The sequence below is a fragment of the Klebsiella michiganensis genome (assembly GCA_000963575.1).
Taxonomy (GTDB): domain Bacteria; phylum Pseudomonadota; class Gammaproteobacteria; order Enterobacterales; family Enterobacteriaceae; genus Cedecea; species Cedecea michiganensis_A.
Genome location: CP011077.1, coordinates 707,739 through 734,042 on the forward strand (window position 1 = coordinate 707,739; position 26,304 = coordinate 734,042).

General features: G+C 54.0%; 22 protein-coding genes. 13 read left to right on the forward strand and 9 right to left on the reverse strand.

Annotated features, from left to right (window positions below):
* Positions 1-54: 54 nt before the first annotated feature.
* Positions 55-822 (forward strand): membrane protein, encoded by a 768-nt coding sequence (locus VW41_03375; GenBank protein ID AJZ88155.1) that lies wholly within the window; start codon positions 55-57, stop codon positions 820-822.
* Here VW41_03375 and thiQ read toward each other — a convergent pair.
* The 4 genes from thiQ to VW41_03395 all read right to left on the reverse strand — a co-directional run bounded on the left by thiQ (position 819) and on the right by VW41_03395 (position 5,911).
* Entirely contained in the window at positions 819-1,517 is a 699-nt protein-coding gene (thiQ, locus tag VW41_03380) for a thiamine ABC transporter ATP-binding protein (GenBank protein ID AJZ88156.1), read from the reverse strand. The two genes, VW41_03375 and thiQ, sit on opposite strands and share 4 nt — an antisense overlap.
* Positions 1,501-3,111 (reverse strand): thiamine ABC transporter permease, encoded by a 1,611-nt coding sequence (gene thiP, locus VW41_03385; GenBank protein ID AJZ88157.1) that lies wholly within the window; start codon positions 3,109-3,111, stop codon positions 1,501-1,503. The genes thiQ and thiP overlap by 17 nt, the downstream gene beginning before the upstream one ends.
* Positions 3,087-4,070, reverse strand: a complete 984-nt coding sequence (gene tbpA / locus VW41_03390; protein ID AJZ88158.1) for a thiamine ABC transporter substrate-binding protein — start codon at positions 4,068-4,070, stop codon at positions 3,087-3,089. Before tbpA ends, thiP begins: the two co-directional genes overlap by 25 nt.
* Positions 4,071-4,252: 182 nt before the next feature.
* Positions 4,253-5,911 (reverse strand): transcriptional regulator SgrR, encoded by a 1,659-nt coding sequence (locus tag VW41_03395; GenBank protein ID AJZ88159.1) that lies wholly within the window; start codon positions 5,909-5,911, stop codon positions 4,253-4,255.
* 87 nt (positions 5,912-5,998) lie between these two features.
* Between VW41_03395 and VW41_03400 the strand changes: the two genes are divergently transcribed.
* A complete protein-coding gene (locus tag VW41_03400; protein AJZ88160.1) occupies positions 5,999-6,178 on the forward strand; it encodes a hypothetical protein in 180 nt (59 codons plus the stop codon).
* Between the two features lie 113 nt (positions 6,179-6,291).
* Positions 6,292-7,470, forward strand: coding sequence for a sugar transporter (locus tag VW41_03405; GenBank protein AJZ88161.1), 1,179 nt, complete (start codon positions 6,292-6,294; stop codon positions 7,468-7,470).
* Between the two features lie 9 nt (positions 7,471-7,479).
* Here VW41_03405 and VW41_03410 read toward each other — a convergent pair whose 3' ends face one another.
* From VW41_03410 to VW41_03430, 5 genes are all read right to left on the reverse strand, one after another.
* Positions 7,480-8,142, reverse strand: coding sequence for a CAAX protease (locus VW41_03410; GenBank protein AJZ88162.1), 663 nt, complete (start codon positions 8,140-8,142; stop codon positions 7,480-7,482).
* Between the two features lie 189 nt (positions 8,143-8,331).
* Complete coding sequence (gene leuD / locus VW41_03415; protein AJZ88163.1) at positions 8,332-8,937, reverse strand: isopropylmalate isomerase; 606 nt, start codon at positions 8,935-8,937, stop codon at positions 8,332-8,334.
* A gap of 11 nt (positions 8,938-8,948) precedes the next feature.
* Complete coding sequence (locus tag VW41_03420) at positions 8,949-10,349, reverse strand: isopropylmalate isomerase (GenBank protein ID AJZ88164.1); 1,401 nt, start codon at positions 10,347-10,349, stop codon at positions 8,949-8,951.
* Positions 10,350-10,351: 2 nt separating this feature from the next.
* Positions 10,352-11,443, reverse strand: coding sequence for a 3-isopropylmalate dehydrogenase (locus VW41_03425; protein ID AJZ88165.1), 1,092 nt, complete (start codon positions 11,441-11,443; stop codon positions 10,352-10,354).
* Positions 11,443-13,020 carry a 2-isopropylmalate synthase gene (locus VW41_03430; GenBank protein AJZ88166.1) on the reverse strand — a complete coding sequence of 526 codons (1,578 nt, stop codon included), beginning with the start codon at positions 13,018-13,020 and terminating at the stop codon, positions 11,443-11,445. The genes VW41_03425 and VW41_03430 overlap by 1 nt, the downstream gene beginning before the upstream one ends.
* Before the next feature lie 1,873 nt (positions 13,021-14,893).
* Here VW41_03430 and VW41_03435 point away from each other — a divergent pair.
* The 10 genes from VW41_03435 to mraY all read left to right on the forward strand — a co-directional run bounded on the left by VW41_03435 (position 14,894) and on the right by mraY (position 26,304).
* Positions 14,894-16,618, forward strand: a complete 1,725-nt coding sequence (locus tag VW41_03435; protein AJZ91839.1) for an acetolactate synthase 3 catalytic subunit — start codon at positions 14,894-14,896, stop codon at positions 16,616-16,618.
* Positions 16,619-16,620: 2 nt separating this feature from the next.
* Complete coding sequence (ilvH, locus tag VW41_03440) at positions 16,621-17,112, forward strand: acetolactate synthase 3 regulatory subunit (GenBank protein AJZ88167.1); 492 nt, start codon at positions 16,621-16,623, stop codon at positions 17,110-17,112.
* A gap of 176 nt (positions 17,113-17,288) precedes the next feature.
* Entirely contained in the window at positions 17,289-18,293 is a 1,005-nt protein-coding gene (locus VW41_03445) for a transcriptional regulator (protein AJZ88168.1), read from the forward strand.
* Positions 18,294-18,855: 562 nt separating this feature from the next.
* Entirely contained in the window at positions 18,856-19,314 is a 459-nt protein-coding gene (locus VW41_03450) for a cell division protein MraZ (protein ID AJZ88169.1), read from the forward strand.
* A gap of 2 nt (positions 19,315-19,316) precedes the next feature.
* Positions 19,317-20,258 (forward strand): 16S rRNA methyltransferase, encoded by a 942-nt coding sequence (locus VW41_03455; GenBank protein AJZ88170.1) that lies wholly within the window; start codon positions 19,317-19,319, stop codon positions 20,256-20,258.
* On the forward strand, positions 20,255-20,617 hold the full coding sequence (locus tag VW41_03460; GenBank protein ID AJZ88171.1) for a cell division protein FtsL: 363 nt from the start codon (positions 20,255-20,257) through the stop codon (positions 20,615-20,617). The genes VW41_03455 and VW41_03460 overlap by 4 nt, the downstream gene beginning before the upstream one ends.
* 15 nt (positions 20,618-20,632) lie before the next feature.
* Positions 20,633-22,399 (forward strand): cell division protein FtsI, encoded by a 1,767-nt coding sequence (locus VW41_03465; protein AJZ88172.1) that lies wholly within the window; start codon positions 20,633-20,635, stop codon positions 22,397-22,399.
* Positions 22,386-23,873, forward strand: coding sequence for a UDP-N-acetylmuramoylalanyl-D-glutamate--2,6-diaminopimelate ligase (gene murE / locus VW41_03470; GenBank protein AJZ88173.1), 1,488 nt, complete (start codon positions 22,386-22,388; stop codon positions 23,871-23,873). The genes VW41_03465 and murE overlap by 14 nt, the downstream gene beginning before the upstream one ends.
* Positions 23,870-25,228, forward strand: coding sequence for a UDP-N-acetylmuramoyl-tripeptide--D-alanyl-D-alanine ligase (gene murF, locus VW41_03475; protein ID AJZ88174.1), 1,359 nt, complete (start codon positions 23,870-23,872; stop codon positions 25,226-25,228). Before murE ends, murF begins: the two co-directional genes overlap by 4 nt.
* Positions 25,222-26,304, forward strand: a complete 1,083-nt coding sequence (mraY, locus tag VW41_03480) for a phospho-N-acetylmuramoyl-pentapeptide-transferase (GenBank protein AJZ88175.1) — start codon at positions 25,222-25,224, stop codon at positions 26,302-26,304. The genes murF and mraY overlap by 7 nt, the downstream gene beginning before the upstream one ends.

The following is a 26,304-nucleotide window of genomic DNA, read 5'->3' on the forward strand; positions in this document are numbered from 1 at the left end:
CGCCCAACACGTTAATTCTGGAGAATCGCCCGCTCGCTCATCGACGGAAAGCCTATGGAAGCCTTGCTGGAACACTTTATTACACAGTCAGTTGCATATTCGCTTATCGCGGTGATGCTGGTGGCTTTTCTTGAGTCACTGGCGCTGGTGGGGCTTATTCTACCCGGTACGGTGATGATGGCCGGGCTTGGCGCGCTGATCGGCAGCGGGCAGGTCAATTTCTATTATGCCTGGGGGGCAGGAATCGTTGGCTGCCTGCTGGGAGACTGGATTTCGTTCTGGCTTGGACAGCGCTTCAAAGGGCCGCTTCACCGCTGGTCATTTATGAAGAAAAATAAGGCGCTATTGGATAAAACTGAACACGCGCTGCATCAGCACAGCATGTTTACCATTCTTGTTGGACGCTTTGTTGGCCCTACGCGTCCGCTGGTGCCTATGGTCGCCGGCATGCTGGATTTACCCCTGAGGAAGTTTTTGCCGCCGAATATCATCGGCTGCCTGTTCTGGCCGCCGCTCTATTTTCTGCCCGGCATCCTGGCCGGCGCGGCCATTGATATCCCGGCGGACATGAAAAGCGCCAGTTTCAAGTGGCTACTTTTAGCGGTGGCTTTACTGCTTTGGCTGGCCGCGTGGCTGTGCTGGCGCTGGTATCGTAGCGGCAAACGCGGCACCGATCGTCTGACGCATTATCTGCCACAAGCGCGGCTAAACTGGCTGGCTCCGCTGGGGCTGGTGGCAGGTATTGGCAGTTTTGTGGCCTTGCTGCAGCATCCATTGATGCCGGTTTACTGGAAAATCCTGTGGAAGGTGCTGTCGCACTAATGGCCGATCCCCAACAGCGCTGAGGCACTTGCCTCGCCGCTGAGTAATCTGCCCGTCTCACCGTCCCATGCAATGCGCCCGTCTTTAATCACGATGCTGCGGCTGGCTATGCGAGCGGCATCTTCAATGCTGTGAGAAACCATCAGCAGCGTCAGGTGCTGTTCCCGGCATAGCTCATCGAGCAATTGCAGCATCTCTTTTCGCAGCGCCGGGTCGAGCGCCGAGAAAGGTTCGTCCAGCAGTAAAACGGGCTGCTGGCGAACCAGGCAGCGGGCCAGGGCGACGCGCTGCCGCTGGCCGCCGGAAAGCTGCGCTGGCAGGCGATCCAGCATGTCTGCTAGCCCAACGCGTTCCGTTATCTGCCGCAGCCGCTGTTTCTGGGCTGCATCCAGTTTCATGCCCGGGTGCATGCCCAGGGCGATATTCTGCCCAGCAGTCAGATGGCTAAACAGGTTATTTTCCTGAAATAGCATAGAAACCGGGCGGGCTGAAGGCGGTGTCCGGGTGTGATCCACGCCGTTGATGACGATGCTGCCGCTGGCAGGTGCCAGGAATCCGGCAACCAGGCTCAGCAACGTACTTTTCCCCGCGCCGCTTGGCCCCAGGATAGCGATTTGCTCGCCCGCCGCAATATTCAGGGAAAAGCGCATGGGTAAGTGCTGGTACAGCCAGGTTACATCAGTCAGAGTTAGCATCTTGCCCCGGAAGTTTTTCAATCAAGGTAAACAGCATAAAACAAAGCAGCAGCAGAAGTAGCGCCGTAACCGCGCCGTCCTGGCTCCGGTAAGAGCCAATTTGCTGATACAGCCAGAAAGGCAGCGTGCGGAAGTCTTCATTGCCGAACAACGCCACCACCCCGAAATCGCCAATCGACAGAACGCAGGCAAACGCCAGCGCCTGAGCTATCGGGCGTTTTAGCGCTTTTAATTCAATGAGCCTCAGGCGATTAAAGCCGTGGATATCCAGCGACTGGCAAAGCTGAGTGTAGCGCTCTGCGACATCGCGCATGGGGTTTTCGAGCACCTTAAGGGCGTAAGGAATCGCCATCAGCGCGTTGGTAAAAATAACAATGCCGTCAGCGGATTGGGGGAGACCCACGGTATTGTTGAGCAGCAAGAAGAAACCCGTGGCGAGAACAATGCCCGGCATCGCCAGAATCAGCATGCCGCTAAGTTCAATGGCCTGCCCGGCGAAGAGACGGTTACGAAGTCGCAGCTCACGCGAGCTCCACAGCAGCATTAGCGTTATGGTCACGCTGATGAGCCCGGCGGCAATAGCAATTCGCAGTGAAGTCCAGAGCGCGTCCCACAGCGCGGTTTGCTGCAGCACGCTGCCCATGCTGCCGTTAATTCCGTCGATTATCACGGCCAGGAGCGGTGGCAGCAGGAGAAGCAGGGCGAGCAAAATGAGCAGGCCATCGCTAAGTTTTCGACGCAGAGAATCCTGCGGATCGCGCCAGCCCTGAAGCTGGCTGACGCCGACGGGAATCGCCTTACTTAATTTCTGGCTCAGCAGCACCAGGCCAAGACAGCACACCATCTGCAGCAGGGCCAGCAGCGCCGCTTTAGCCGGATCGTAGTCGTAGCTTAGCGCCTGAAAGATGGCCAGTTCGATGGTGGTCGCCTGCGGGCCGCCCCCCAGTGAAAGCACGGTGGCGAAGCTCGCGAAGCAAAGCATAAAAATCAGGGCGCCGACCGGGAGTATCTGTCGGTGCAGCCAGGGCCATTCGACAAAACGGAAGAAATGCCAGCCTTGCATCCCCAGCTGCGCCGCCAGCTGGCGCTGTTCAGAAGGGATATTATTCAGCGCCTGAAGCAAAAGGCGAGTTGCCATCGGCATATTAAAGAAAACGTGCGCCAGCAGAATCCCCTGCAGGCCATAAGGGGAAAAGTGCCATTCAAAGCCGAGCCAGCCGCTGAGCGTTGCCAGCCAACCTTCTCGCCCATAAACGGAAAGAATGCCGAAGACGGCGACCAGCACCGGCAGCACCAGCGTCATGGCACAAAGCCGCAGCAGCGTAAGCCGGCCGGGGAAGCGGCGGCGGTAGAGCGCACGCGCTAAAAATATTGCCGGGAAAACGGAGAGCGCTGCGGAAAGAAATGCCTGCCAGAAGGAGAAACGCAGGACGTGCCAAAGATAGCTGTCCTGCAAAATGGCGAAGACATCCGTTTGTGGGGCATTAAGCCACAGCGCCAGAAAAGCTGCCAGGGCTACCGCCACGACCAGCGTCGCGGCAAATAGCCCTGGATACAGCCAGCCCGGTATTAGTGGCTGACGGCGCGTTGCCATTCATTAATCCATGCTGCGCGCTGGGTGGCTACCTGCTGAGGGGTAAATTCCAGCGTGGTTTGCGGTTTCACCAGGCTGCCGAAGCCGGCAGGTAACGCCACGTTGGTCACCGGATACATCCAGTTGCCGGTCGCCACGGTGTTCTGGAAATCTGGTGTGGTAATGAATTTGATGAATTTCTCAGCGAGTTCAGGCTGCTTGCTGTTCGCCAGCCGGCCCGCGACTTCAACCTGCAGGTAATGCCCTTCGCTGAAGTCCGCGGCAGCGTAGTTGTCTTTCTTCTCTTCAATGATGTGGTAGGCCGGTGAAGTGGTGTAGCTCAGCACCAGATCGGCTTCCCCTTTCAGGAATAGACCGTAAGCTTCGCTCCAGCCTTTAGTGACGGTAACGGTCTTTTTCGCCAGCTTTTGCCAGGCTTCCGGGGCCTTATCACCGTACACTTTTTGCATCCACAGCAGCAGGCCAAGTCCCGGGGTGCTGGTGCGCGGATCTTCGTAAATCACCTTCCATTTTTGGTCACTTTCAACCAGCTCTTTCAGGCTCCTGGGCGGGGTTTTTAGCTTGTTTTTATCGTAAACGAAAGCGAAATAGCCGTAATCGTAAGGTACGAAGGTGCTGTTCTTCCAGCCGCCGGGCACCTGAAGGGCATCGCTTTCGACGTTGGAAGGCGCGAACAGTTTGGTTTGCGTAGCGGCTTCTACCAGGTTGTTGTCCAGCCCCAGCACGACGTCTGCTTTGCTGTTCTTACCTTCCATACGTACGCGGTTCAGCAGGGAAACGCCGTCTTCCAGCGCCACAAATTTCAGCTCGCAGTTACAGTCGGCTTCAAAGGCTTTCTTCACCGCCGGGCCTGGGCCCCAGTCTGCGGCAAATGAGTCGTAGGTGTAGACGGTTAATACAGGTTTGGCGAAAACTGGCATGGCGGCCAGCGCCAGCAGCGGCAGAAATTTTTTGAGCACTTTGCACCTCAGTAAAAGGGGGCAAAGGAATTGAGTTGAGTGTCTCAAATCCCTTCGCCGGCGTTATCCGGATCAGGTTCGACGGGTATTATCTCAGCGCGGACAAACTGTCCTGGCACCCCGTTGAGCAGGGAGGATTCTACTGATTTCCTTTGAGTTACGGAAGCTATGTGACGAAAGCGTTATGGGCCAGGAGGCGCAAACCAGGCTGACTTGAAATCAAACCAGCCTAATGTGTTCATCCGCACCCCGCGCATGCTGCGCTGGCCTTCAATACGTAACCAGTGATGAATCAATGGGATAACGTCATTGCGTTCCAGCATTTGCTTGCACCACTCCGGCAGCGCCAGCGTTTTGCTGTGCCAGCGGCGGGCATCTCCCTGCCAGTCGATGGGGATGCATTTTTGAATCAGCGGGACTTCATACAGCTGGGCAAACAGGGAATATTCCAGCGGCATAGTAAAGTTCACGCTGTTCAGCCAGATATCGCTCTCAGCTTCGCCCTGATGCCACTCAGCATAGTCTATCTCCTGAACAATCAGCTTCACGCCAAGCTCTGCCAGCAATTCGGTCATGATGCTGCTGATCACCCGGTGCTCTACGTGGTCGCGATAATAGGTGAGGGTGATGCTCTCCAGTCCGGCGGGTTTTGCACGCAGCGGCCCGGGGCGTGAATGGTGCCAGCGCGGGAGTAAACCATAGGCGGGGAACCAGTATTGCTGGTATTGCTCGGTAGCCCGGTAGATAAGGTTGACGGGGGACAGAATGTGCCCAATCCACTGGCGCACGCTTTCGTCAACGCCAAGGCTGGATCGGCTGTCAAACAGCAGATAGTAGCAGCCTTCTTCCGGGCGGCTTTCCACGGCTTTTTCACTGTCGGGCATCCCCTGCAACTGCACGCCGCAGCTGGATTCCTCGCCAACTTCTGGCAATACCCAAAAGTTGACCTCGTCAATAAGCGCCCGAAAGCCAAAGTAATCATCAAAGGCGTGGATCTTTAGCTGGTTACGGTTGTTTCGAGCCACGGAATAGGGTCCGGTGCCGATAGGCTGGCTGGCGAAATTTGTCATCGTTGTCCATTCCCGCGGCAGGATCATGGCGTTGACGCTGCCCAGCAGCCACGGCAGCCAGTCATCCGGCTGACTGAGGTGAATATCCAGCGTCCAGAGCGTCGGGGAGGTGATTTGCGTGATATGGGCAAAAAGCGGCAGGGCGTTGATGCGCTGCAGGGAAGAGATGATATCCAGCATGTCCAGCTCACGGCCGTGATGGAAGTGGATGCCGGGGCGCAGGAAGAAGCGCCAACGTAAAGGGGAAATTTGCTGCCAGTGGTGAGCGATATCCGCTTCGAGTTCCCCATTTTCCTCATTTATCCGCGTCAGGCCGCTAAAAATTTGGCGGGCAATGTGGGTTTCGGAGCGCCTAAGCGCCGAGCCGGGCAGCAGATTCAGCAGCGGGCGATAGTAAAGGACGCGCAAAATATGTCGGCCCTGGCGGAAGCTACTCCCGAGGTGAGAGATGAGCATTTGGCGGACCGCCGCCTTATCGCCGACGATCTGGACTAGCTGATCGATACGATCTTGTTCCAGCAGATCTTCCGCCCGCTGCTGCTGAAGAGCCAGCCCGGTATAGAGGAAAGTGAGTTGTGAACGTTTTCCTCGTCCGGCTTCCGCCTGCCAGCTTAGCCAGCCTTTTTCCTGCATCGCATTAAGAAGCGTACGCATATGTCGGCGAGAACAGCTAAGCAAATCCGCTAAATCATTCAGCGTGGTGGCCTGAGGTTTACCTTCGCAGCATTGCCACAGGCGGATGAATTGTTGTTGCAGGCGAGACGAAGACATAAAAGAGGAACTCCTGGCGGAAACTCATCAATTTAACTTTCCCTATATTACGCCAATAATCACTCTCGATGAAGCGAGGAGGTGTTTATGAAACGGTCATCACCTGCGAAGTTTTTCCAACAGTACTTTGCCGCAACACAGTTTGTTTGCTCTGGATGGCTGGCTCGCCTGACGGTGGAGCAAAGACTAAGGATGCTCGAAGACTTGATGCAGTGGGAGGTTACAACCCCGATGCCCGAGAACGCCAACACGCCGACTCATGTGTGACTGAGTATTGGTGCTTTTCACCCGCCAGCAGCTGTTTACTGCTGGCTTTTTTCGTTTAATCTTTATGCATTTAGCGAATAACCTCTGATTACATCTCCTTTTAAGGACACTCCATGCTCTGGTTTTTGACCCGCGCACGCCGTTTTAATCCTGTATACGCCGCCTTTATGGCCGTCTCTTTTATGATTGGCGTGGCCGGGGCGCTACAGGCTCCGACGCTTAGCCTCTTTTTAACTCGTGAAGTCGAAGTCCGGCCGTTTTGGGTTGGCCTGTTTTATACCGTTAACGCGATTGCCGGGATCGGGGTAAGTCTGCTGCTGGCTAAAAGATCTGATAGCCGGGGCGACAGGCGAAAACTGATTATGGTTTGCTGTGCGATGGCGGTGGCAAACTGCGTGCTTTTTGCCTTCAACCGTCATTATCTGACGCTGATTACGCTTGGCGTTATGTTTGCGTCGATAGCCAATACAGCCATGCCGCAGATCTTTGCTCTGGCGCGGGAATACGCCGATCGTTCCGCCCGTGAAGTCGTGATGTTCAGCTCGATTATGCGTGCGCAGCTTTCTCTGGCGTGGGTTATCGGGCCGCCGCTTTCCTTTATGCTGGCGCTGAAATATGGCTTCACCACGATGTTTCTCATCGCTGCCGGAATATTCGTCATTTCACTGGCGCTGATTATTTTCGCGCTGCCGTCTGTTCCGAGAGTCGAGCAGCCCGCTGAGGTGGCGATAACCCAGGTCAGCGGCTGGAAAGACAGCAACGTGAGGATGTTGTTTTTCGCTTCGATGTTAATGTGGACCTGCAATACCATGTACATCATCGATATGCCGCTGTGGATAAGCCAGGATCTCGGATTGCCGGATGAGCTGGCGGGTTTACTGATGGGCACTGCGGCAGGGCTGGAGATCCCCGCGATGATCCTCGCCGGTTACTACGTGAAGCGTTTTGGAAAACGTAACATGATGGTGGCAGCGGTAGCTGCGGGCGTGCTGTTTTATCTTGGACTGATCCTGTTTCACTCTAAAACGGCGCTGGTGCTCTTGCAGCTGTTTAATGCGGTGTTTATCGGGATCATCGCCGGGATAGGAATGCTGTGGTTCCAGGATTTGATGCCGGGAAGGCCAGGGTCTGCGACGACGCTATTCACCAACAGTATTTCAACGGGGGTGATTCTGGCGGGGATACTGCAAGGCGCGCTGGCTGAAGGTCTTGGTCACTATTCTGTTTACTGGCTGATGGCGGCGCTTGCGGTGGTCGCGCTGTTCCTTACTAGCCGGGTAAGAAACGTTTGATTTGAGCCGCTATTGGAGCGGCTTATCAAGTAAAAGCAAAAAGGAAAACGATATTGCATTGTTTAAGCCGTGCAAAACTATTGGCACAATCAGGCTGCCAGAGTAAACCCGGGCCAGGCAAAGAATCACTGAAAAGATAAACAGGCTAATGAAGGTCGTTGCGTTCTGATATTGCGAGTGGCTGAAGGCAAAAAGAGCGGATGCCATCAACATAGCGACGTTTTTACCCACTTTGCCGTACCCTTCGCCTGCATTTAACAAAAAGCCTCTAAAAATAACTTCTTCTGCAATGGGAACCAGCAAAGTGGCTGTTAGTGCTAACAGCACTAAACTGAGCACAGGTAGCCGCTCGATGCTTTGCATCCAGGGTTCAGGAGAGCCTGTAAATTGTTGAATAATAACCAGCATAAATAATGCGATTGCCGGAAGTATCAATCCAGAGAGGGTGACTTTCCCTAAAGGCAACGTCCCATAATGATTTTGATAGTGTCGCCAGATAATCAGGGTGTACGGCAACCAAAAACAGACGACCAGCGCGGGTATCGCCATTCCAGACCGGAAGAGACCTGCAAAGCCCGGCAGCATTGCTGCGAAAATGGATAATGCATACCAGCCGATCCAGGCTCCGATACAGATAAGTAAGTGAAGTAGCCTGTCCTGATTTTTAAGCATAGATCCGCCATCGTTGCTGTAAGTGATAAAGGGAACAGACGGCATTTCTTGCTGGCTCATCCGTGGCTAATTAAAGGCGTGTCGTTATAAATAACGCTTTAGCATTATGCACTTAGTACGGAAAAAGTGAATGTCTGGCGGGTGTTAAGACTGAAATAAAAGGGGCGCAGAGGAGGCGCCCCTTTTTTATTACTGCATAAATGCCGGTAATTTTTGCTCGTAGCCTGAAATAGCGGCTTCGTGCTGCAGCGTCAGGCCGATGCTGTCCAGGCCGTTCAACATGCAGTGACGGCGGAAGCTATCCAACTCAAACGAATAGCTTTTCTCACCTGCCTGAACCGTCTGTGCTTCCAGATCGACGATGAACTTAATGCCGGGCTGGGCATCGACCAGCTTAAACAGTTCATCCACCTGCTCATCGCTCAAGATAACCGGCAACAGCTGATTGTTAAACGAGTTGCCGTAGAAGATGTCTGCGAAGCTTGGTGCGATCACCACTTTGAAGCCATAGTCGGTTAATGCCCACGGCGCGTGCTCGCGGGAAGAGCCGCAGCCGAAGTTTTCGCGCGCCAGCAGAATAGAGGCGCCTTTAAATTCCGGGTAGTTCAGCACGAATTCCGGGTTAGGCACTTGCCCGGCATCGTCCAGAAAACGCCAGTCGTTAAACAGGTGCGCGCCAAAACCGGTACGGGTTACCTTCTGCAAAAACTGCTTCGGGATAATGGCATCGGTATCGACGTTCGCTGCGTCCAGCGGAACGACCAGGCCGGTATGTTGGATAAATTTCTCTGCCATGGTGGTTCCCCTTATTTCAGTGTACGAATATCGGCAAAATGACCGCTAACGGCAGCGGCGGCGGCCATTGCCGGGCTGACCAGATGAGTACGTCCGCCGCGGCCCTGCCGGCCTTCGAAGTTACGGTTACTGGTGGAGGCGCAGCGCTCACCAGGGTTCAGGCGGTCGTTGTTCATGGCCAGGCACATGGAGCAACCCGGCAAACGCCATTCAAAACCGGCTTCGATAAAGATCTTATCCAGCCCTTCAGACTCAGCTTGAGCTTTTACCGGGCCGGAGCCTGGCACAACCATTGCCAGCACGCCTGGCGCGACTTTGCGGCCTTTGGCGACTTCAGCCGCAGCACGCAGGTCTTCGATACGTGAGTTGGTGCAGGAGCCGATAAAGACCTTATCGATAGCGACCTCTGTCAGTGGAATACCGGGCTTCAGACCCATATAGGCCAGCGCTTTTTCCGCCGATGCTCGTTCCACCGGATCGCTGAAGGACTCCGGGTTAGGAATATTATCGGTAACAGAAATAACCTGACCCGGGTTGGTTCCCCAGGTGACCTGTGGAGCGATGTCCGCAGCGTCTAACGTGACGGTAGTGTCAAACTTCGCGCCTTCGTCCGTGCTGAAGGTTTTCCAGTACTCGACGGCTTCATCCCAGTCAGCGCCTTTAGGGGCGTGCAGACGACCTTTCACATAGTTGAAAGTGGTTTCATCCGGCGCAACAATCCCGGCCTTGGCCCCCATTTCAATCGCCATGTTACACAGCGTCATGCGGCCTTCCATGCTCAGGGCACGGATAGCGTCGCCGCAAAACTCAACAACGTGACCGGTGCCGCCTGCGCTGCCTGTTTTGCCGATGATTGCCAGCACGATGTCTTTGGCCGTGATCCCTTGGGCTGCTTTGCCCTGGACTTCAATTTTCATGGTTTTCGCGCGACCTTGTTTCAGGGTCTGCGTAGCCAGGACGTGCTCAACTTCGGAAGTACCAATCCCGAAAGCCAGCGCGCCGAAAGCGCCATGGGTGGCCGTATGGGAGTCGCCGCACACGATGGTCATGCCCGGTAGGGTGATCCCTTGCTCAGGCCCCATGACATGAACGATGCCCTGATAGGGGTGGTTCAGATCGTACAGCTCAACGCCAAACTCTTTGCAGTTCTTCATCAGTTCCTGCATCTGAATACGGGCCATCTCGCCGGAGGCGTTGATGTCCTTGGTTTGGGTCGACACGTTGTGATCCATCGTGGCGAAGGTTTTCCCCGGCTGGCGAACCGGGCGGCCGTGGGCGCGCAATCCGTCAAATGCCTGCGGGGAAGTCACTTCATGCACCAGGTGGCGATCGATATACAGCAGCGGTGTCTCTTCCGGGGCTTCATACACGACGTGGGCATCGTACAACTTCTGATATAAGGTCTTGGCCATGATTATTTCCCCTGAGCGATGTAACGGGCAATGATGTCGCCCATTTCGTCGGTGCTGACTGCGTGACCATCGCGGGCTAAATCACCGGTGCGGTGGCCTTCTTCTAACGCGCGGTTGATGGCGCTTTCGATAGCCTGAGCGGCCTCTTCAGCATCCAGGCTATAGCGCAGCAACAGCGCCAGAGACAGGATCTGCGCGATAGGGTTGGCAATGTTCTTCCCGGCGATATCCGGCGCGGAGCCGCCCGCAGGCTCGTATAAGCCAAAGCCTTGCTCGTTGAGGCTGGCGGAAGGCAGCATGCCCATAGAGCCGGTGATCATGGCGCACTCGTCGGAGAGAATGTCGCCGAACAAGTTGGAGCACAGCAGAACATCGAACTGGGATGGATCTTTAATTAACTGCATGGTGGCGTTGTCGATGTACATGTGGGACAGCGACACGTCCGGGTATTCTTTCGCGATTTCGTTAACGATTTCGCGCCATAACAGAGAAGTTTGCAGCACGTTTGCTTTATCAATAGAGGTCACTTTGCTGCGGCGCTTGCGAGCAGATTCAAAGGCGATACGCGCAATTCGCTCGATCTCAAAGCGGTGGTAGACCTCGGTATCGAAGGCTTTCTCGTGCATGCCGCTGCCTTCGCGGCCTTTCGGCTGGCCGAAGTAAATCCCGCCGGTCAGTTCGCGAACGCACAGAATGTCGAAGCCGTTTGCCGCAATGTCGGCGCGCAGCGGGCAAAACTCTTCCAGCCCCTGATACAGACGCGCAGGGCGCAGGTTGCTGAAGAGTTTAAAATGTTTACGCAACGGCAGCAGTGCGCCGCGTTCAGGCTGTTCCGCAGGCGGCAGATGTTCCCACTTCGGGCCACCTACTGAGCCGAACAGAATCGCGTCAGCCTGCTCACAGCCTTCAACCGTGGCCGATGGCAGCGGGCTGCCGTGGCGATCAATGGCGGCACCACCGACATCATAGGTGCTGGTGCTGATGCGAATATCAAAGCGATGGCGAATTGCATCCAGTACTTTCAGGGCCTGAGCCATTACTTCCGGGCCAATACCGTCACCCGGCAAAACTGCAATATGGTAATTTTTCGACATTACACGGTTTCCTGATTTTGTTCTTTATTCTGATGTTGAGCTTTGCGTTGCAATTCTTTTTCGACTTCACCGGCACGCCAGATGTTGTTCAGCACATGCACCATGGCTTTGGCCGATGACTCGACAATGTCAGTTGTCAGACCCACGCCGTGGAAGCGACGGCCGTTGTAATCCACCACGATATCTACCTGGCCCAGCGCGTCTTTGCCCTGGCCTTTGGCGGTTAAGCTGTATTTCACCAGCTCAATGTTGTATTCGGTAATGCGGTTAATCGCCTGGTAGACGGCATCGACCGGGCCGTTACCGTTTGCTGCCTCAGCTTTGATTTCTTCGCCGCAAACCAGCTTCACGGACGCAGTCGCGATGCCGTTAGAACCAGACTGCACGCTGAAATAGTCCAGGCTGAAGTGCTCCGGCTCTTCCTGCTGCTTGTTGATGAAGGCCAAAGCTTCCAGATCGTAGTCAAACACCTGGCCTTTTTTGTCCGCCAGCTTCAGGAAGGCGTCGTACAGGTTATCCAGGTTGTAATCGGCCTCTTTGTAGCCCATTTCGTCCATGCGGTGCTTCACGGCCGCACGACCGGAGCGAGACGTCAGGTTCAGCTGTACCTGATTCAGGCCGATAGATTCCGGCGTCATAATTTCGTAGTTTTCGCGATTTTTCAGCACGCCGTCCTGGTGAATACCGGAGGAATGGGCGAAGGCACCGGTGCCGACGATAGCTTTGTTGGCCGGAATCGGCATATTGCAGATTTGACTAACCATCTGGCTGGTGCGCCAGATTTCCTGATGGTTGATGTTAGTGTGCAGGTTCATGATGTCCTTGCGCACTTTGATAGCCATGATGACTTCTTCCAGTGAACAGTTACCGGCCCGTTCGCCGATGCCGTTCATCGCGCCTTCAACCTGGCGGGCGCCCGCGTGAACTGCGGCCATTGCATTACCTACGGCCAGACCCAAATCGTCGTGGGTATGCACGGAAATAATCGCTTTATCAATGTTCGGTACGCGCTCATACAAACCGGTGATGATATTGGAGAACTCAAACGGCATGGTGTAGCCGACGGTGTCAGGAATGTTAATGGTGGTTGCGCCTGCGTTGATCGCGGCTTCAACTACCCGAGCCAAATCAGCAATCGGAGTACGGCCAGCATCTTCACAGGAAAACTCTACGTCATCGGTATAATTGCGGGCGCGTTTAACCATATAAATGGCGCGTTCAATCACTTCGTCCAGCGTACTGCGCAGCTTGGTGGCGATGTGCATTGGCGAGGTGGCGATGAAAGTATGAATACGGAAGGCTTCAGCGACTTTTAAGGATTCAGCTGCAACATCAATATCTTTCTCAACGCAGCGGGCCAGGCCGCAAACACGACTGTTTTTGATATTGCGGGCAATAGTCTGTACAGATTCGAAATCGCCTGGGGAAGAGACAGGGAAACCGACTTCCATGACGTCAACGCCCATGCGCTCCAGCGCCATAGCGATCTGCAATTTCTCTTTTACACTCAGGCTTGCCTGTAAAGCCTGTTCGCCGTCGCGCAATGTAGTATCGAAAATAATGACTTGCTGGCTCATTGTTCGGTCCTTTATCTGTCTGGGCGCCTTCGCGACGAGCATAAAAAAACCCGCGCATTGGCGCGGGTTTTTTCTGTCTGAAGGCTTGAATCAATACTGATTGTCGCCCACCAGTCTACCGCGCAAATAAGATGCGTTTAGTAGTAGACCAAGTAGGCGGACGGTGCGATTCATGTTTCAAGCCCTGTGCAATTTCGTGATGTATTTATTGGTACTTGATCTCAACGCAGGTGTCAACCTTTAGGCGGGGAGTGAGATCTCAGGAAGGATGAGCAGGTGGTGTTTGCTCAGTGAAAAACACTGTTAACGTAACTTTTCTTAATATATTAATTAATAGCAAATGAAATAATATCACCTGATAATATGTTGGGTTTTTGAGGTTCATCATTATAAATATGACCAAACTCACGGTTTGTCCCTTGTTCGACGGGGATCTTAATTTTCGTTAGATACCGTGAATCTTTATATATAGATCCTTGGGGGATGTTTCGTTACCGTCAATAATAAGCGCACTGGCCACGCCTGTTGTTAAAAATGAAGTAGGGCAGGAAATACAAAAAATGAGCTTCGAGTTTGTGTCTTGTGCAATAGACTCCCATTCATTACTGGAGTGAAAAATGGATTGCAGAATAAATAAACGTCGGGAGGCGCGGGATACCATACAGCCACGGCGACATAATCTGGACTTAAATTTACTGACTGTTTTTGATTTGCTACTGAGAGCTTGCGCTCAGCCACGCTGTGACGCGACTGTAAACGACCTTCAGTGATGAGCTATTTGTCGGTAACGGGCGAACTATACAAGCCGCGGCCAGAGTGCTTCAGTTTGATGACGTCATTCGTGATGCCTTACAGATGGTCCGGAATGAGCCACGAGCAGCGAATCAAGCGTCAGTTTACGCTTTGCGTCGCCACGCCTTTGGACAGTTAAATAATGTCGTGGGCTTTAGACGCAATTAAATATACCGCGCCGAATGCTTAATGAATTTTTAAGTTTTATTTTCATGGCGATATTGAGCGGCAACCACGTTATCTGGCCGGGGACTTTTTATGATGAAACCATGCGCCCTGAATTTAGAAAAGTCTCTTTATTTGAGAGGGCAAAGGTTTTCGTCACAGGCAAAGAGCAGCCCGGCTTTTGTTCTCCATTCACGGTGCCTGATTGCTATAGTCAGAGGCATGCGGTGGCTTCCACTCGCCAGGGGACGGCACGTTGAATATGCTACAGGCGATTGCCTGTCAGGGCCCCGTAGTGTCCTGCGTCTTAAACCTGGTGCCACACACAGCCGGCGGCCTTTGCGCCACGCTGGCTTGTTGGTAACACAACTATTATATTGAATTTTAAGTTTTTTAATGTGCTTTCCATCAAGAGGGCGCGCGGCTGCTATGTATCGTGGTATTGCCAGGCGGGGTTAGGCAAGGGGCATTTGTGGGTGCAAAACCAGATAGCAAAAAGCTTATGCCAATAACGTCAGTAGTATTTTGGATTGTTGGGTATAAACAGTACGTTTCCACTTTTCTATATAAAAAAGGCAGTATTTTCTACTTTAGCATTTTCTGACGGCCGCCTCCTGGCAGCAACATCATGCTAAATTAATACATAACACACTGTGTTTTTCCGCATCTTTGACATATTCGTTAATAGTCACCGCTCGTATTTAGTCGATCGCTCCGCCATGCACGATTTTTATAGAGGTGAGCGCAATTTCTTCTTTCCGGCTTGCCCCGGCAGGCAATTGCCTGACGGATCTTGAGCGGTTATGTTAATGGGCTAAACCTATAAAAACGATACAGGCAGAGACACAACCTGTCGCAACGACGGCGAGAAATGATTTCTACGCGCGGTCAAAAACGTGAGCCTGGAGGCAAAACCATGGAGATGTTGTCAGGAGCCGAGATGGTCGTCCGGTCGTTAATCGATCAGGGCGTAAAGCAAGTATTCGGCTATCCGGGGGGCGCAGTACTCGATATTTACGATGCGCTTCATACTATGGGCGGAATCGATCATGTGCTGGTGCGCCATGAGCAGGCTGCTGTGCATATGGCCGACGGCCTGGCGCGTGCTACGGGGGAGACCGGCGTGGTGCTGGTGACGTCGGGGCCTGGCGCGACAAATGCCATTACCGGCATCGCAACCGCCTATATGGATTCTATTCCTATGGTTGTGTTGTCCGGGCAGGTCGCAACTTCATTGATTGGTTACGACGCCTTTCAGGAATGCGACATGGTCGGTATCTCACGGCCCGTCGTTAAACATAGTTTCCTGGTAAAGCAGGTCGAGGACATTCCGGGGATCATTAAAAAGGCTTTCTGGCTTGCTTCTAGCGGCCGTCCGGGGCCGGTGGTGGTTGATTTACCCAAAGACATCATGAGTCCGCTGAATAAGCTGCCGTATAGCTGGCCTGATGCCGTCAGTATGCGCTCTTATAATCCAACGACACAGGGCCATAAAGGGCAGATTAAACGCGCTCTGCAGACCTTGATTGCGGCTAAAAAGCCGGTGATGTACGTAGGCGGTGGGGCTATCAATTCAGCCTGTGAGGCAGAATTATTAACGCTTGCCGAAAAGCTCAACATTCCGGTTGTCTCTTCGCTGATGGGGCTAGGCGCGTTCCCGGCCACGCACCGGCAGTCGCTAGGTATGCTGGGTATGCACGGCACCTACGAAGCCAATATGACGATGCATCATTCGGATGTTATCTTTGCCGTTGGCGTGCGTTTTGATGATCGAACCACGAACAACCTCGCAAAATACTGCCCGAATGCGACGGTACTGCATATTGATATTGACCCTACCTCTATTTCCAAAACCGTGGCGGCGGATATCCCGATTGTGGGCGATGCACATCAGGTTCTGACCCAAATGCTGGACTTACTTGCCCAGGAAGAGACTCAGCAATCGGGAGATGACATCCGCGACTGGTGGCAACAGATTGAACAGTGGCGGGCTCGTCAGTGTCTGGAGTTTGACCGCAGCAGCGAGGCCATCAAGCCGCAGGCGGTTATTGAAACCGCTTATCGTCTGACTAACGGCGATGCTTATGTGACTTCGGATGTAGGCCAGCACCAAATGTTTGCCGCGCTCTACTACCCATTCGATAAGCCACGTCGTTGGATAAATTCAGGTGGCCTGGGCACGATGGGCTTTGGCCTTCCTGCGGCGCTTGGCGTGAAGATGGCGTTGCCGGATGAAACGGTCATTTGCGTCACCGGCGATGGCAGTATCCAGATGAATATTCAGGAGCTTTCTACCGCACTGCAGTACGGCTTGTCGGTTCTGGTTTTGAACCTGAACAACCGGTACCTCGGCATGGTGAAACAGTGGCAGGATATGATTTACTCTGGTCGTCATTCTCAGTCTTACATGGAGTCTCTCCCGGACTTTGTTCGTCTGGCTGAAGCTTATGGCCATGTGGGAATTAGCATCACTAAGCCTGAAGAGCTGGAAAGCAAACTTGCCCAGGCGCTGGAAACCGTACGCGGTGGACGGCTGGTGTTTGTCGATGTGACGGTTGATGGTACAGAACACGTTTATCCGATGCAGATTCGCGGCGGCGGAATGGATGAAATGTGGTTAAGCAAAACGGAGAGAACCTGATTATGCGCCGGATATTATCTGTCTTACTGGAAAATGAATCAGGTGCGTTGTCCCGGGTCATTGGTCTGTTCTCTCAGCGTGGCTACAACATTGAAAGCCTTACCGTAGCGCCTACGGATGATCCCACGCTTTCTCGTATGACTATCCAAACCGTTGGCGATGAGAAAGTGCTGGAGCAGATTGAGAAGCAACTGCATAAGCTGGTGGATGTACTGCGCGTCAGTGAACTGGGGCAGGGGGCTTATGTTGAGCGTGAAATAATGCTGGTGAAGGTGCAGGCCAGTGGATATGGACGCGAAGAGGTGAAACGCAGTACGGAAATTTTCCGTGGGCAAATCATCGATGTGACGCCAACGCTTTACACTGTCCAGCTCGTCGGGACCAGCGATAAACTCAACGCGTTCCTTGATACGATCCGCGACGTTGCGAAAATTGTCGAAGTGGCCCGCTCGGGTATTGTTGGCGTTTCACGCGGCGATAAGATCATGCGTTAGTCACGAATGTGATCTAATTCACATGCCCGGTAATCACTGCCGGGCTTTTTTTTGCAAATAAGAAAACAACCTCCCGCAAAAGCGGTTGCTGAAGTTATTATTCTGCGTTTAGATGTGAATGTCGTTAACCATAGCCAGGGTATGGTTATGGATCACCTGGAGAGTAAGGGGCTACAGTGAAATTGGATGAAATCGCGCGTCTGGCTGGCGTGTCGCGCACCACGGCAAGCTACGTCATCAACGGAAAAGCAAAACAGTATCGCGTCAGCGATAAAACCGTTGAGAAAGTCATGGCGGTGGTACGTGAGCATAACTACCACCCTAATGCGGTAGCCGCCGGGCTACGTGCTGGACGCACGCGTTCTATCGGTCTGGTGATCCCTGACCTGGAAAACACCAGCTACACTCGTATAGCAAATTACCTTGAGCGTCAGGCTCGCCAGCGCGGCTACCAGCTGCTGATTGCCTGCTCTGAGGATCAGCCTGACAACGAAATGCGCTGTATTGAGCACCTTCTGCAGCGGCAGGTTGATGCCATTATCGTGTCTACCTCTTTGCCGCCGGAGCATCCTTTTTATCAGCGCTGGGCAAACGATTCGTTCCCTATTATTGCGCTCGATCGTGCGTTAGACCGTGAACATTTCACCAGCGTTGTCGGTGCTGACCAGGATGATGCAGAAATGCTGGCCGATGAACTGCGCAAATTCCCGGGTGAAAATATCCTTTACCTGGGCGCTTTACCTGAACTGTCAGTCAGTTTCCTGCGCGAACAAGGGTTCCGCACGGCCTGGAAGGATGATCCCCGCACAGTCAATTACCTCTACGCCAACAGCTATGAACGTGAAGCCGCCGCTCAGCTTTTTGAAAAATGGCTTGAAACTCACGAGATGCCGGATGCGCTTTACACAACCTCCTTTGCGCTGTTACAGGGGGTTATGGATGTGACGCTGCGTCGTCAGGGGCGGTTACCTTCAGAACTGGCCATCGCCACCTTTGGCGATCATGAACTGCTGGACTTCCTTCAGTGCCCGGTGTTGGCGGTAGCACAGCGCCACCGCGACGTTGCCGAACGCGTCCTGGAACTGGTGCTGGCAAGCCTTGATGAGCCACGTAAACCGAAGCCAGGGTTGACCCGTATTCGCCGTAATCTTTATCGTCGGGGTAGCTTAAGTCGTTACTGATAAAGAGATCATTATCAGCCACTTAATCTTAATTAAGATTTTTCCCGTATATTTACCCTTATTTTTTAAGGCAATTAATTAGGCGGGAAAAATCAGGTAAAAAACTCCCCATCGAGAAATAAATCTCTTCTTTGTATTATTTTGTTACACACCAGCAGTTAAGAAATGTTGGATTATTAATCATTAGCAACCTCTCTTTACTTCTGTCCTGCGCAGAGCCAGTGCCAGACGGGGATCTGGCGCTGTTCACCCGCCTTGAAATACCTTAAAATGCCGCCCGCGTCGCAAACTGGGTACTTAATATTTATCCAGACATGTATTCGGTTGTTTTAACGCTGTAGATGTTTATTGGTCTTTTTCTTTCAAATATTCATAACGTTAATTTTGCCTCGCCAATGCGGGCTTTTTCACGCCAGCCATTAATCAATCGCTTAGGCGCGGGAATTTATTCCCGTAAGCAGCCTGGCTGGCTTGACAAGGTTTTCCTCCCCTCCGTAAACTCCTTTATGTGGGAATTTGTGGGTTAAAGTGGTGAAATGGGTCATTAAAGGGTGAGGCTGGCATGTTCCGTGGGGCAACGTTAGTCAATCTCGACAGCAAGGGGCGGCTCGCCGTACCTACCCGTTACAGGGAAAAGCTGATCGAAATCTCTGAAGGTCAGATGGTTTGTACCATCGACATCCATCACCCCTGCCTGCTGCTTTATACCGTTCCTGAGTGGGAAATCATTGAACAAAAGCTTGCCCGTCTGTCGAGCATGAACCCCGCAGAACGCCGCGTTCAGCGCCTGTTATTGGGACATGCCAGTGAATGTCAGATGGATAGCGCCGGGCGGTTGCTGCTGGCGCCAGTTTTACGGCAGCACGCCGGGCTTACCAAAGAAGTCATGCTGGTCGGCCAGTTCAATAAGTTTGAGCTGTGGGATGAGGCGACCTGGCATCAACAGGTCAAGGAAGATATCGACGCTGAGCAGGGTTCGACAAACACCTTGTCGGATCGTCTGCAGGACTTGTCACTTTAGAAATGATGGAAAATTTTAAACATACTACGGTGCTGCTGGACGAGGCCGTGAACGGCCTGAATATTCGTCCTGACGGCATCTACATTGATGGCACTTTTGGTCGTGGTGGTCACTCACGCCTGATTCTGTCCCAGCTCGGTGAGCAAGGACGGCTACTGGCGATCGACCGCGATCCGCAGGCGATCGCCGCGGCTGCCGCTATCGATGACCCACGCTTCTCCATCATTCATGGCCCATTCTCTGCGCTGGCAGATTACGCTCGTGAGCGCGAACTGGACGGCAAGATCGACGGCATTTTGCTGGATCTCGGCGTCTCTTCACCGCAGCTGGATGATGCAGAGCGCGGTTTCTCATTTATGCGTGATGGGCCGCTGGATATGCGTATGGACCCAACCCGGGGCCAGTCTGCTGCCCAATGGCTGATGACGGCGGAAGAAGCCGATATTGCCTGGGTGATTAAAACCTTTGGTGAAGAACGTTTTGGAAAACGTATTGCACGCGCCATCGTTGAGCGTAACCGCGAAGAGCCGATGACACGTACCAAAGAGCTGGCGGCCGTCGTGTCTGCTGCGATGCCAGTTAAAGATAAATTCAAGCATCCGGCGACCCGTACGTTCCAGGCCATCCGCATTTGGATCAACAGCGAGCTGGATGAAATTGAGAAAGCGCTGAATGGCTCGCTGGAGGCGTTATCTCCTGGCGGTCGTTTATCGATAATCAGTTTCCATTCTCTGGAAGACCGCATCGTTAAACGCTTTATGCGTGAAAACAGCCGAGGGCCACAGGTTCCGGCCGGTTTACCGATGACGGAAGCTCAGCTGAATAAGCTGGGCGGTCGCCAGTTGAAAGCGTTAGGTAAACTGATGCCGGGCGAAGAAGAAGTGGCGGAAAACCCGCGTGCCCGTAGTTCTGTTTTGCGTATCGCAGAGAGGACTAGCGCATGATCAATCGGGTGACAGAAACCCTCAGCAGAATGACGCAGCTCGGCAGCAACGAGCGCCATGCTTTGCCTGCCGTGATTGGCGGCGATCTTCTGCGTCATGGGAAACTGGCACTTTGCTTGTTCGTCGCCATCATAGTGACCGCAGTTTCCGTGGTCACTACGGCACACCATACCCGTCTGCTTACCGCACAGCGTGAGCAGATGGTACTCGAACGTGATGCGCTGGATATTGAATGGCGCAACCTGATTCTTGAAGAAAACGCGCTCGGCGATCACAGCCGGGTAGAACGGATCGCCACGGAAAAGCTGCAGTTGCAGCATGTCGATCCTTCGCAGGAAAACATCGTAGTTCAGCAATAAGGAATAGTGCGACAGATGAGAGCAGCGGCAAAAGCGCTTAAACCAAAACGTCAGGAAGAACAGGCCAACTTTGTCAGTTGGCGTTTTGCGTTGCTTTGCGGTTGCATTCTGTTGGCGCTGACTTTTCTGCTTGGTCGTGTTGCCTGGCTGCAGATAATCAACCCGGACATGCTTGTACGTCAGGGTGACATGCGTTCACTGCGCGTCCAGGAAGTCTCAACCTCCCGCGGCATGATAAGCGATCGCGCGGGACGTCCTCTTGCGGTTAGCGTACCGGTAAATGCCGTATGGGCCGATCCAAAAGAGCTGCACGATGCTGGCGGCGTGACGCTGGATAACCGCTGGAAGGCGCTGGCAGATGCCCTAAAAATTCCTCTCGACCAGCTTTCATCCCGCGTGAACAGCAACCCAAATGGGCGGTTTATTTATCTCGCTCGCCAGGTTAACCCGGATATTGGCGACTACATCAAAAAGCTCAAGCTTCCGGGGATACATCTTCGCCAGGAGTCTCGTCGCTACTATCCATCAGGCGAAGTGACTGCTCACCTTATCGGTTTTACTAACGTGGACAGCGAAGGGATCGAGGGGGTGGAAAAAAGCTTTGATAAATGGCTCACTGGCCAGCCCGGCGAACGCGTGGTGCGTAAAGATCGCTACGGGCGCGTTATCGAAGACATTTCCTCTACCGACAGCCAGGCCGCCCATAACCTGGCTTTGAGCATTGATGAACGCCTGCAGGCGCTGGTCTATCGCGAACTGAATAATGCCGTTGCCTTTAACAAAGCCGAATCGGGCAGCGCCGTTTTAGTTGACGTGAATACTGGTGAAGTCCTGGCAATGGCGAACAGCCCGTCCTACAACCCGAATAACCTGACCGGCACGGCAAAAGACGTGATGCGTAACCGCACCATCACCGACGTCTTCGAGCCGGGTTCCACCGTTAAGCCAATGGTGGTGATGACCGCGCTGCAGCGTGGCGTGGTGAATGAAAATACCGTGCTGAATACTATTCCGTACCGCATTAATGGTCATGAGATCAAAGATGTGGCGCGGTACAGCGAATTGACCCTTACCGGGGTTCTACAGAAGTCGAGTAACGTCGGTGTTTCTAAGCTGGCGTTAGCGATGCCCTCCTCAGCGTTAGTAGATACTTACTCACGTTTTGGACTGGGAAAAGCGACCAATTTGGGGTTGGTCGGGGAACGCAGTGGCTTATATCCTCAAAAACAACGGTGGTCTGACATAGAGAGGGCCACCTTCTCTTTCGGCTATGGGCTAATGGTAACCCCGTTACAGTTAGCGCGAGTCTACGCAACGATTGGCAGCTACGGCATCTATCGCCCGCTGTCGATTACCAAAGTTGACCCGCCGGTTCCCGGCGAGCGTATCTTTGCTGAATCTACCGTACGCACCGTGGTGCACATGATGGAAAGCGTGGCGCTGCCCGGCGGCGGCGGCGTGAAGGCGGCCATTAAGGGCTACCGTATTGCTATTAAAACCGGTACTGCGAAAAAAGTCGGGCCGGACGGTAAGTATATAAACAAATACATTGCTTACACCGCAGGCGTTGCGCCAGCCAGCCAGCCGCGATTTGCGCTGGTGGTGGTTATCAATGACCCGCAGGGCGGTAAGTATTACGGCGGTGCCGTATCTGCACCTGTGTTCGGTGCCATCATGGGCGGCGTACTGCGCACCATGAACATCGAGCCGGATGCGCTGGCAACCGGTGAAAAAAGCGAATTTGTAATTAATCAGAAAGAGGCATCAGGTGGCAGATCGTAATTTGAGCGACCTTCTTGCTCCGTGGGTAGCCGGACTACCTGCGAGAGCGCTGCGAGAGATGACACTCGACAGCCGCGTGGCGGCTGCGGGGGATCTTTTTGTGGCTGTGGTCGGTCATCAGGCGGACGGGCGTCGTTATATCCCGCAGGCGATAGCACAGGGTGTGGCTGCCGTGATCGCAGAAGCGGACGGTGAAGCGGCGGATGGCGAAGTTCGCGAGATGCACGGCGTACCGGTCATTTACCTGAGTCAGCTGCATCAGCGACTGTCTGCGCTGGCAGGCCGTTTCTATCACCAGCCTTCTGAATCCTTGCGGCTGGTCGGCGTCACCGGCACCAACGGCAAAACGACAACCACTCAACTGTTGGCGCAGTGGGCGCAGTTATTGGGTGAAACCAGCGCCGTGATGGGCACCGTGGGCAATGGCCTGCTCGGGCAGGTTGTGCCGACTGAAAATACCACAGGCTCTGCGGTAGACGTACAGCACGTCCTGGCGAGCCTGAAGGGGCAAGGCGCAACCTTTGGCGCCATGGAAGTCTCATCCCATGGCCTAGTTCAGCACCGCGTCGCGGCGCTGAAATTTGCCGCGTCCGTGTTTACCAATTTAAGTCGCGATCACCTTGATTATCACGGCGATATGGCGAATTACGAAGCCGCTAAGTGGCTGTTGTTTTCCGAGCATGACTGCGGCCAGGCGATCATTAACGCCGATGACGAAGTGGGTCACCGCTGGTTGATGCGCCTGCCAGATGCCGTTGCGGTCACCATGGAAAATAACCTTGAGCCGGGGGCGCATGGGCGCTGGCTGAAGGCTGACGAAGTGATTTATCACGACGGTGGGGCGACGATTCGCTTCAGTTCATCGTGGGGTGAAGGCGAGATCGAAAGCCGTCTGATGGGCGCGTTTAACGTAAGCAACCTGCTGTTGGCTTTAGCCACGTTGCTGGCGCTGGATTACCCGCTCAAAGCATTAATTGAAACTGGTCCACGTCTGCAGCCTGTTTGCGGGCGAATGGAAGTGTTCAGCGCCGCCGGCAAACCGACCGTGGTGGTGGACTATGCCCACACGCCGGATGCGCTGGAAAAAGCGCTGCAGGCGGCCCGGCTGCACTGTTCCGGCAAGCTGTGGTGCGTGTTTGGCTGCGGCGGCGACCGCGACAAAGGTAAGCGGCCTATCATGGGCGGTATTGCCGAGCAATACGCCGATGTGGTGGTGGTGACCGATGACAACCCACGTACCGAAGAGCCGAAGGCCATCGTCGACGATATTCTGACCGGTATGCTGGACGCAGGGCGGGCGCATGTTGTGTTGGGGCGTGCAGAAGCGGTGACCAACGCGATTATGCAGGCCAAAGAGAATGATGTCGTTCTGCTGGCAGGTAAAGGGCACGAGGATTATCAGATTGTCGGTAACCGTCGTCTGGATTACTCCGACCGCGTAACAGCGGCTCGTCTGCTGGGGGTGGTGGCATGATCCGCGTCTCCCTGAAGCAACTGGCGTCCATTCTCAATGGACAGCTACATGGCGCAGATGCTGACATTATCGATGTCACAACGGATACCCGTAAGCTGACGGCTGGTTGCCTGTTTGTCGCGCTGAAAGGCGAACGTTTTGACGCCCATGACTTTGCTGCCGATGCGGTGCAGGGCGGTGCAGGCGCGCTACTGGTTAACCGTAAGCTGGATATTGATGTGCCACAGCTGGTTGTGGCCGATACTCGTCTTGCTTTTGGCGAGCTAGGCGCGTGGGTTCGCCAGCAGGTGCCCACTCGCGTTGTTGCCTTAACAGGCTCTTCCGGCAAAACCTCTGTGAAGGAAATGGCGGCTTCTATCCTGCGGCAGTGTGGCAATACACTCTATACCGCAGGCAATCTGAATAACGATATCGGCGTGCCGATGACGCTACTGCGTCTGACCCCAGAATATGATTATGCCGTTATCGAGCTGGGGGCAAACCACCAGGGCGAAATCGCATGGACCGTAGGCTTAACGCGGCCCGAAGCTGCGCTGGTGAATAACCTGGCGGCCGCGCACCTTGAAGGCTTTGGCTCACTGGCCGGCGTTGCGAAAGCGAAAGGCGAGATCTTTACCGGCCTGGCGGCAAACGGTACGGCGATCCTTAACGCCGATAATAACGACTGGCTGAACTGGCAGGCTATCATTGGCGATCGCAAAACCTGGCGCTTCTCACCGAATGCCGCCGGGAGTGATTTCACCGCGACGAATATCCATATTACCTCCCACGGCACTGAATTTACGCTGCATACGCCTCAGGGCGATGTTGATGTCGTTCTGCCGCTGCCGGGTCGGCACAATATTGCTAACGCGCTGGCGGCTACCGCGCTGGCGATGGCCGTCGGCGCAACGCCCGAAGCCATAAAAGCGGGGCTCGCGGAGCTTAAAGCCGTGCCAGGCCGACTGTTCCCTATTCAACTGGCAGAAAATCAGCTGCTGCTGGATGACAGCTACAACGCTAATGTGGGCTCAATGACCGCGGCGGCGCAGGTGCTGTCAGAAATGCCGGGCTACCGCGTGATGGTGGTTGGCGATATGGGGGAGCTGGGTGATGAAGCTGAAGCTTGTCATCGTCAGGTTGGCGAAGCGGCAAAAGCTGCGGGCATTGACTGCGTTCTGAGCGTCGGCGTGTTAAGCCAGACGCTCAGTGACGCATCAGACGTTGGTGAACATTTTACCGATAAACAGGCCGTGGTGGCGCGTTTGAAAGCGCTTATTGCGGAACACTCAATTTTAACCATTTTGGTGAAAGGTTCACGTAGTGCGGCCATGGAAGAGGTGGTTCGCGCATTACAGGAGAAACAAGCATGCTAGTTTGGCTGGCCGAACATTTGGTCAAATATTATTCCGGCTTTAACGTCTTTTCCTATCTGACGTTTCGCGCCATCGTCAGCCTGCTGACCGCTCTGTTTATCTCCCTGTGGATGGGGCCGCGGATGATCGCGCGTTTACAGCAACTCTCCTTCGGGCAAGTTGTGCGTAACGATGGCCCTGAGTCGCACTTTAGCAAGAAAGGGACACCAACCATGGGCGGGATCATGATCCTGACCGCCATTGTGGTATCCGTGCTGATGTGGGCTTATCCCTCCAACCCTTATGTCTGGTGCGTGCTGTTTGTCCTGATAGGCTTCGGGATCGTTGGCTTTGTCGATGACTACCGCAAAGTGGTCAGAAAGGACACCAAAGGGCTGATTGCGCGCTGGAAATACTTCTGGATGTCGGTGATTGCGCTGGTAGTGGCTTTCACGATGTATGCCGCCGGGAAAGGGACGCCTGCCACTGAACTGGTTGTGCCGTTCTTCAAGGACGTCATGCCGCAGCTTGGTCTGTTCTACGTGCTGCTTGCCTACTTTGTCATTGTCGGTACCGGTAATGCGGTAAACCTGACCGATGGTCTTGATGGCCTGGCGATTATGCCTACGGTGTTCGTGGCTGCCGGTTTTGCGCTGGTGGCATGGGCTACGGGGAACATGAACTTTGCGGGTTACCTGCACATTCCTTACCTGCGCCATGCGGGGGAACTGGTTATCGTCTGTACGGCGATTGTCGGCGCAGGTCTGGGTTTCCTGTGGTTCAACACCTACCCGGCTCAGGTCTTTATGGGTGACGTAGGCTCTCTGGCTCTCGGCGGGGCGCTGGGGACTATCGCGGTGCTGCTGCGTCAGGAGTTCTTGCTGGTGATTATGGGCGGTGTGTTCGTCGTTGAAACGTTATCGGTGATCCTGCAGGTAGGCTCGTTCAAGCTTCGTGGGCAGCGTATTTTCCGCATGGCACCGATTCACCACCACTATGAATTGAAAGGCTGGCCGGAGCCGCGCGTTATTGTGCGCTTCTGGATTATTTCGCTGATGCTGGTGCTGATTGGCCTCGCTACGCTGAAGGTTCGCTAA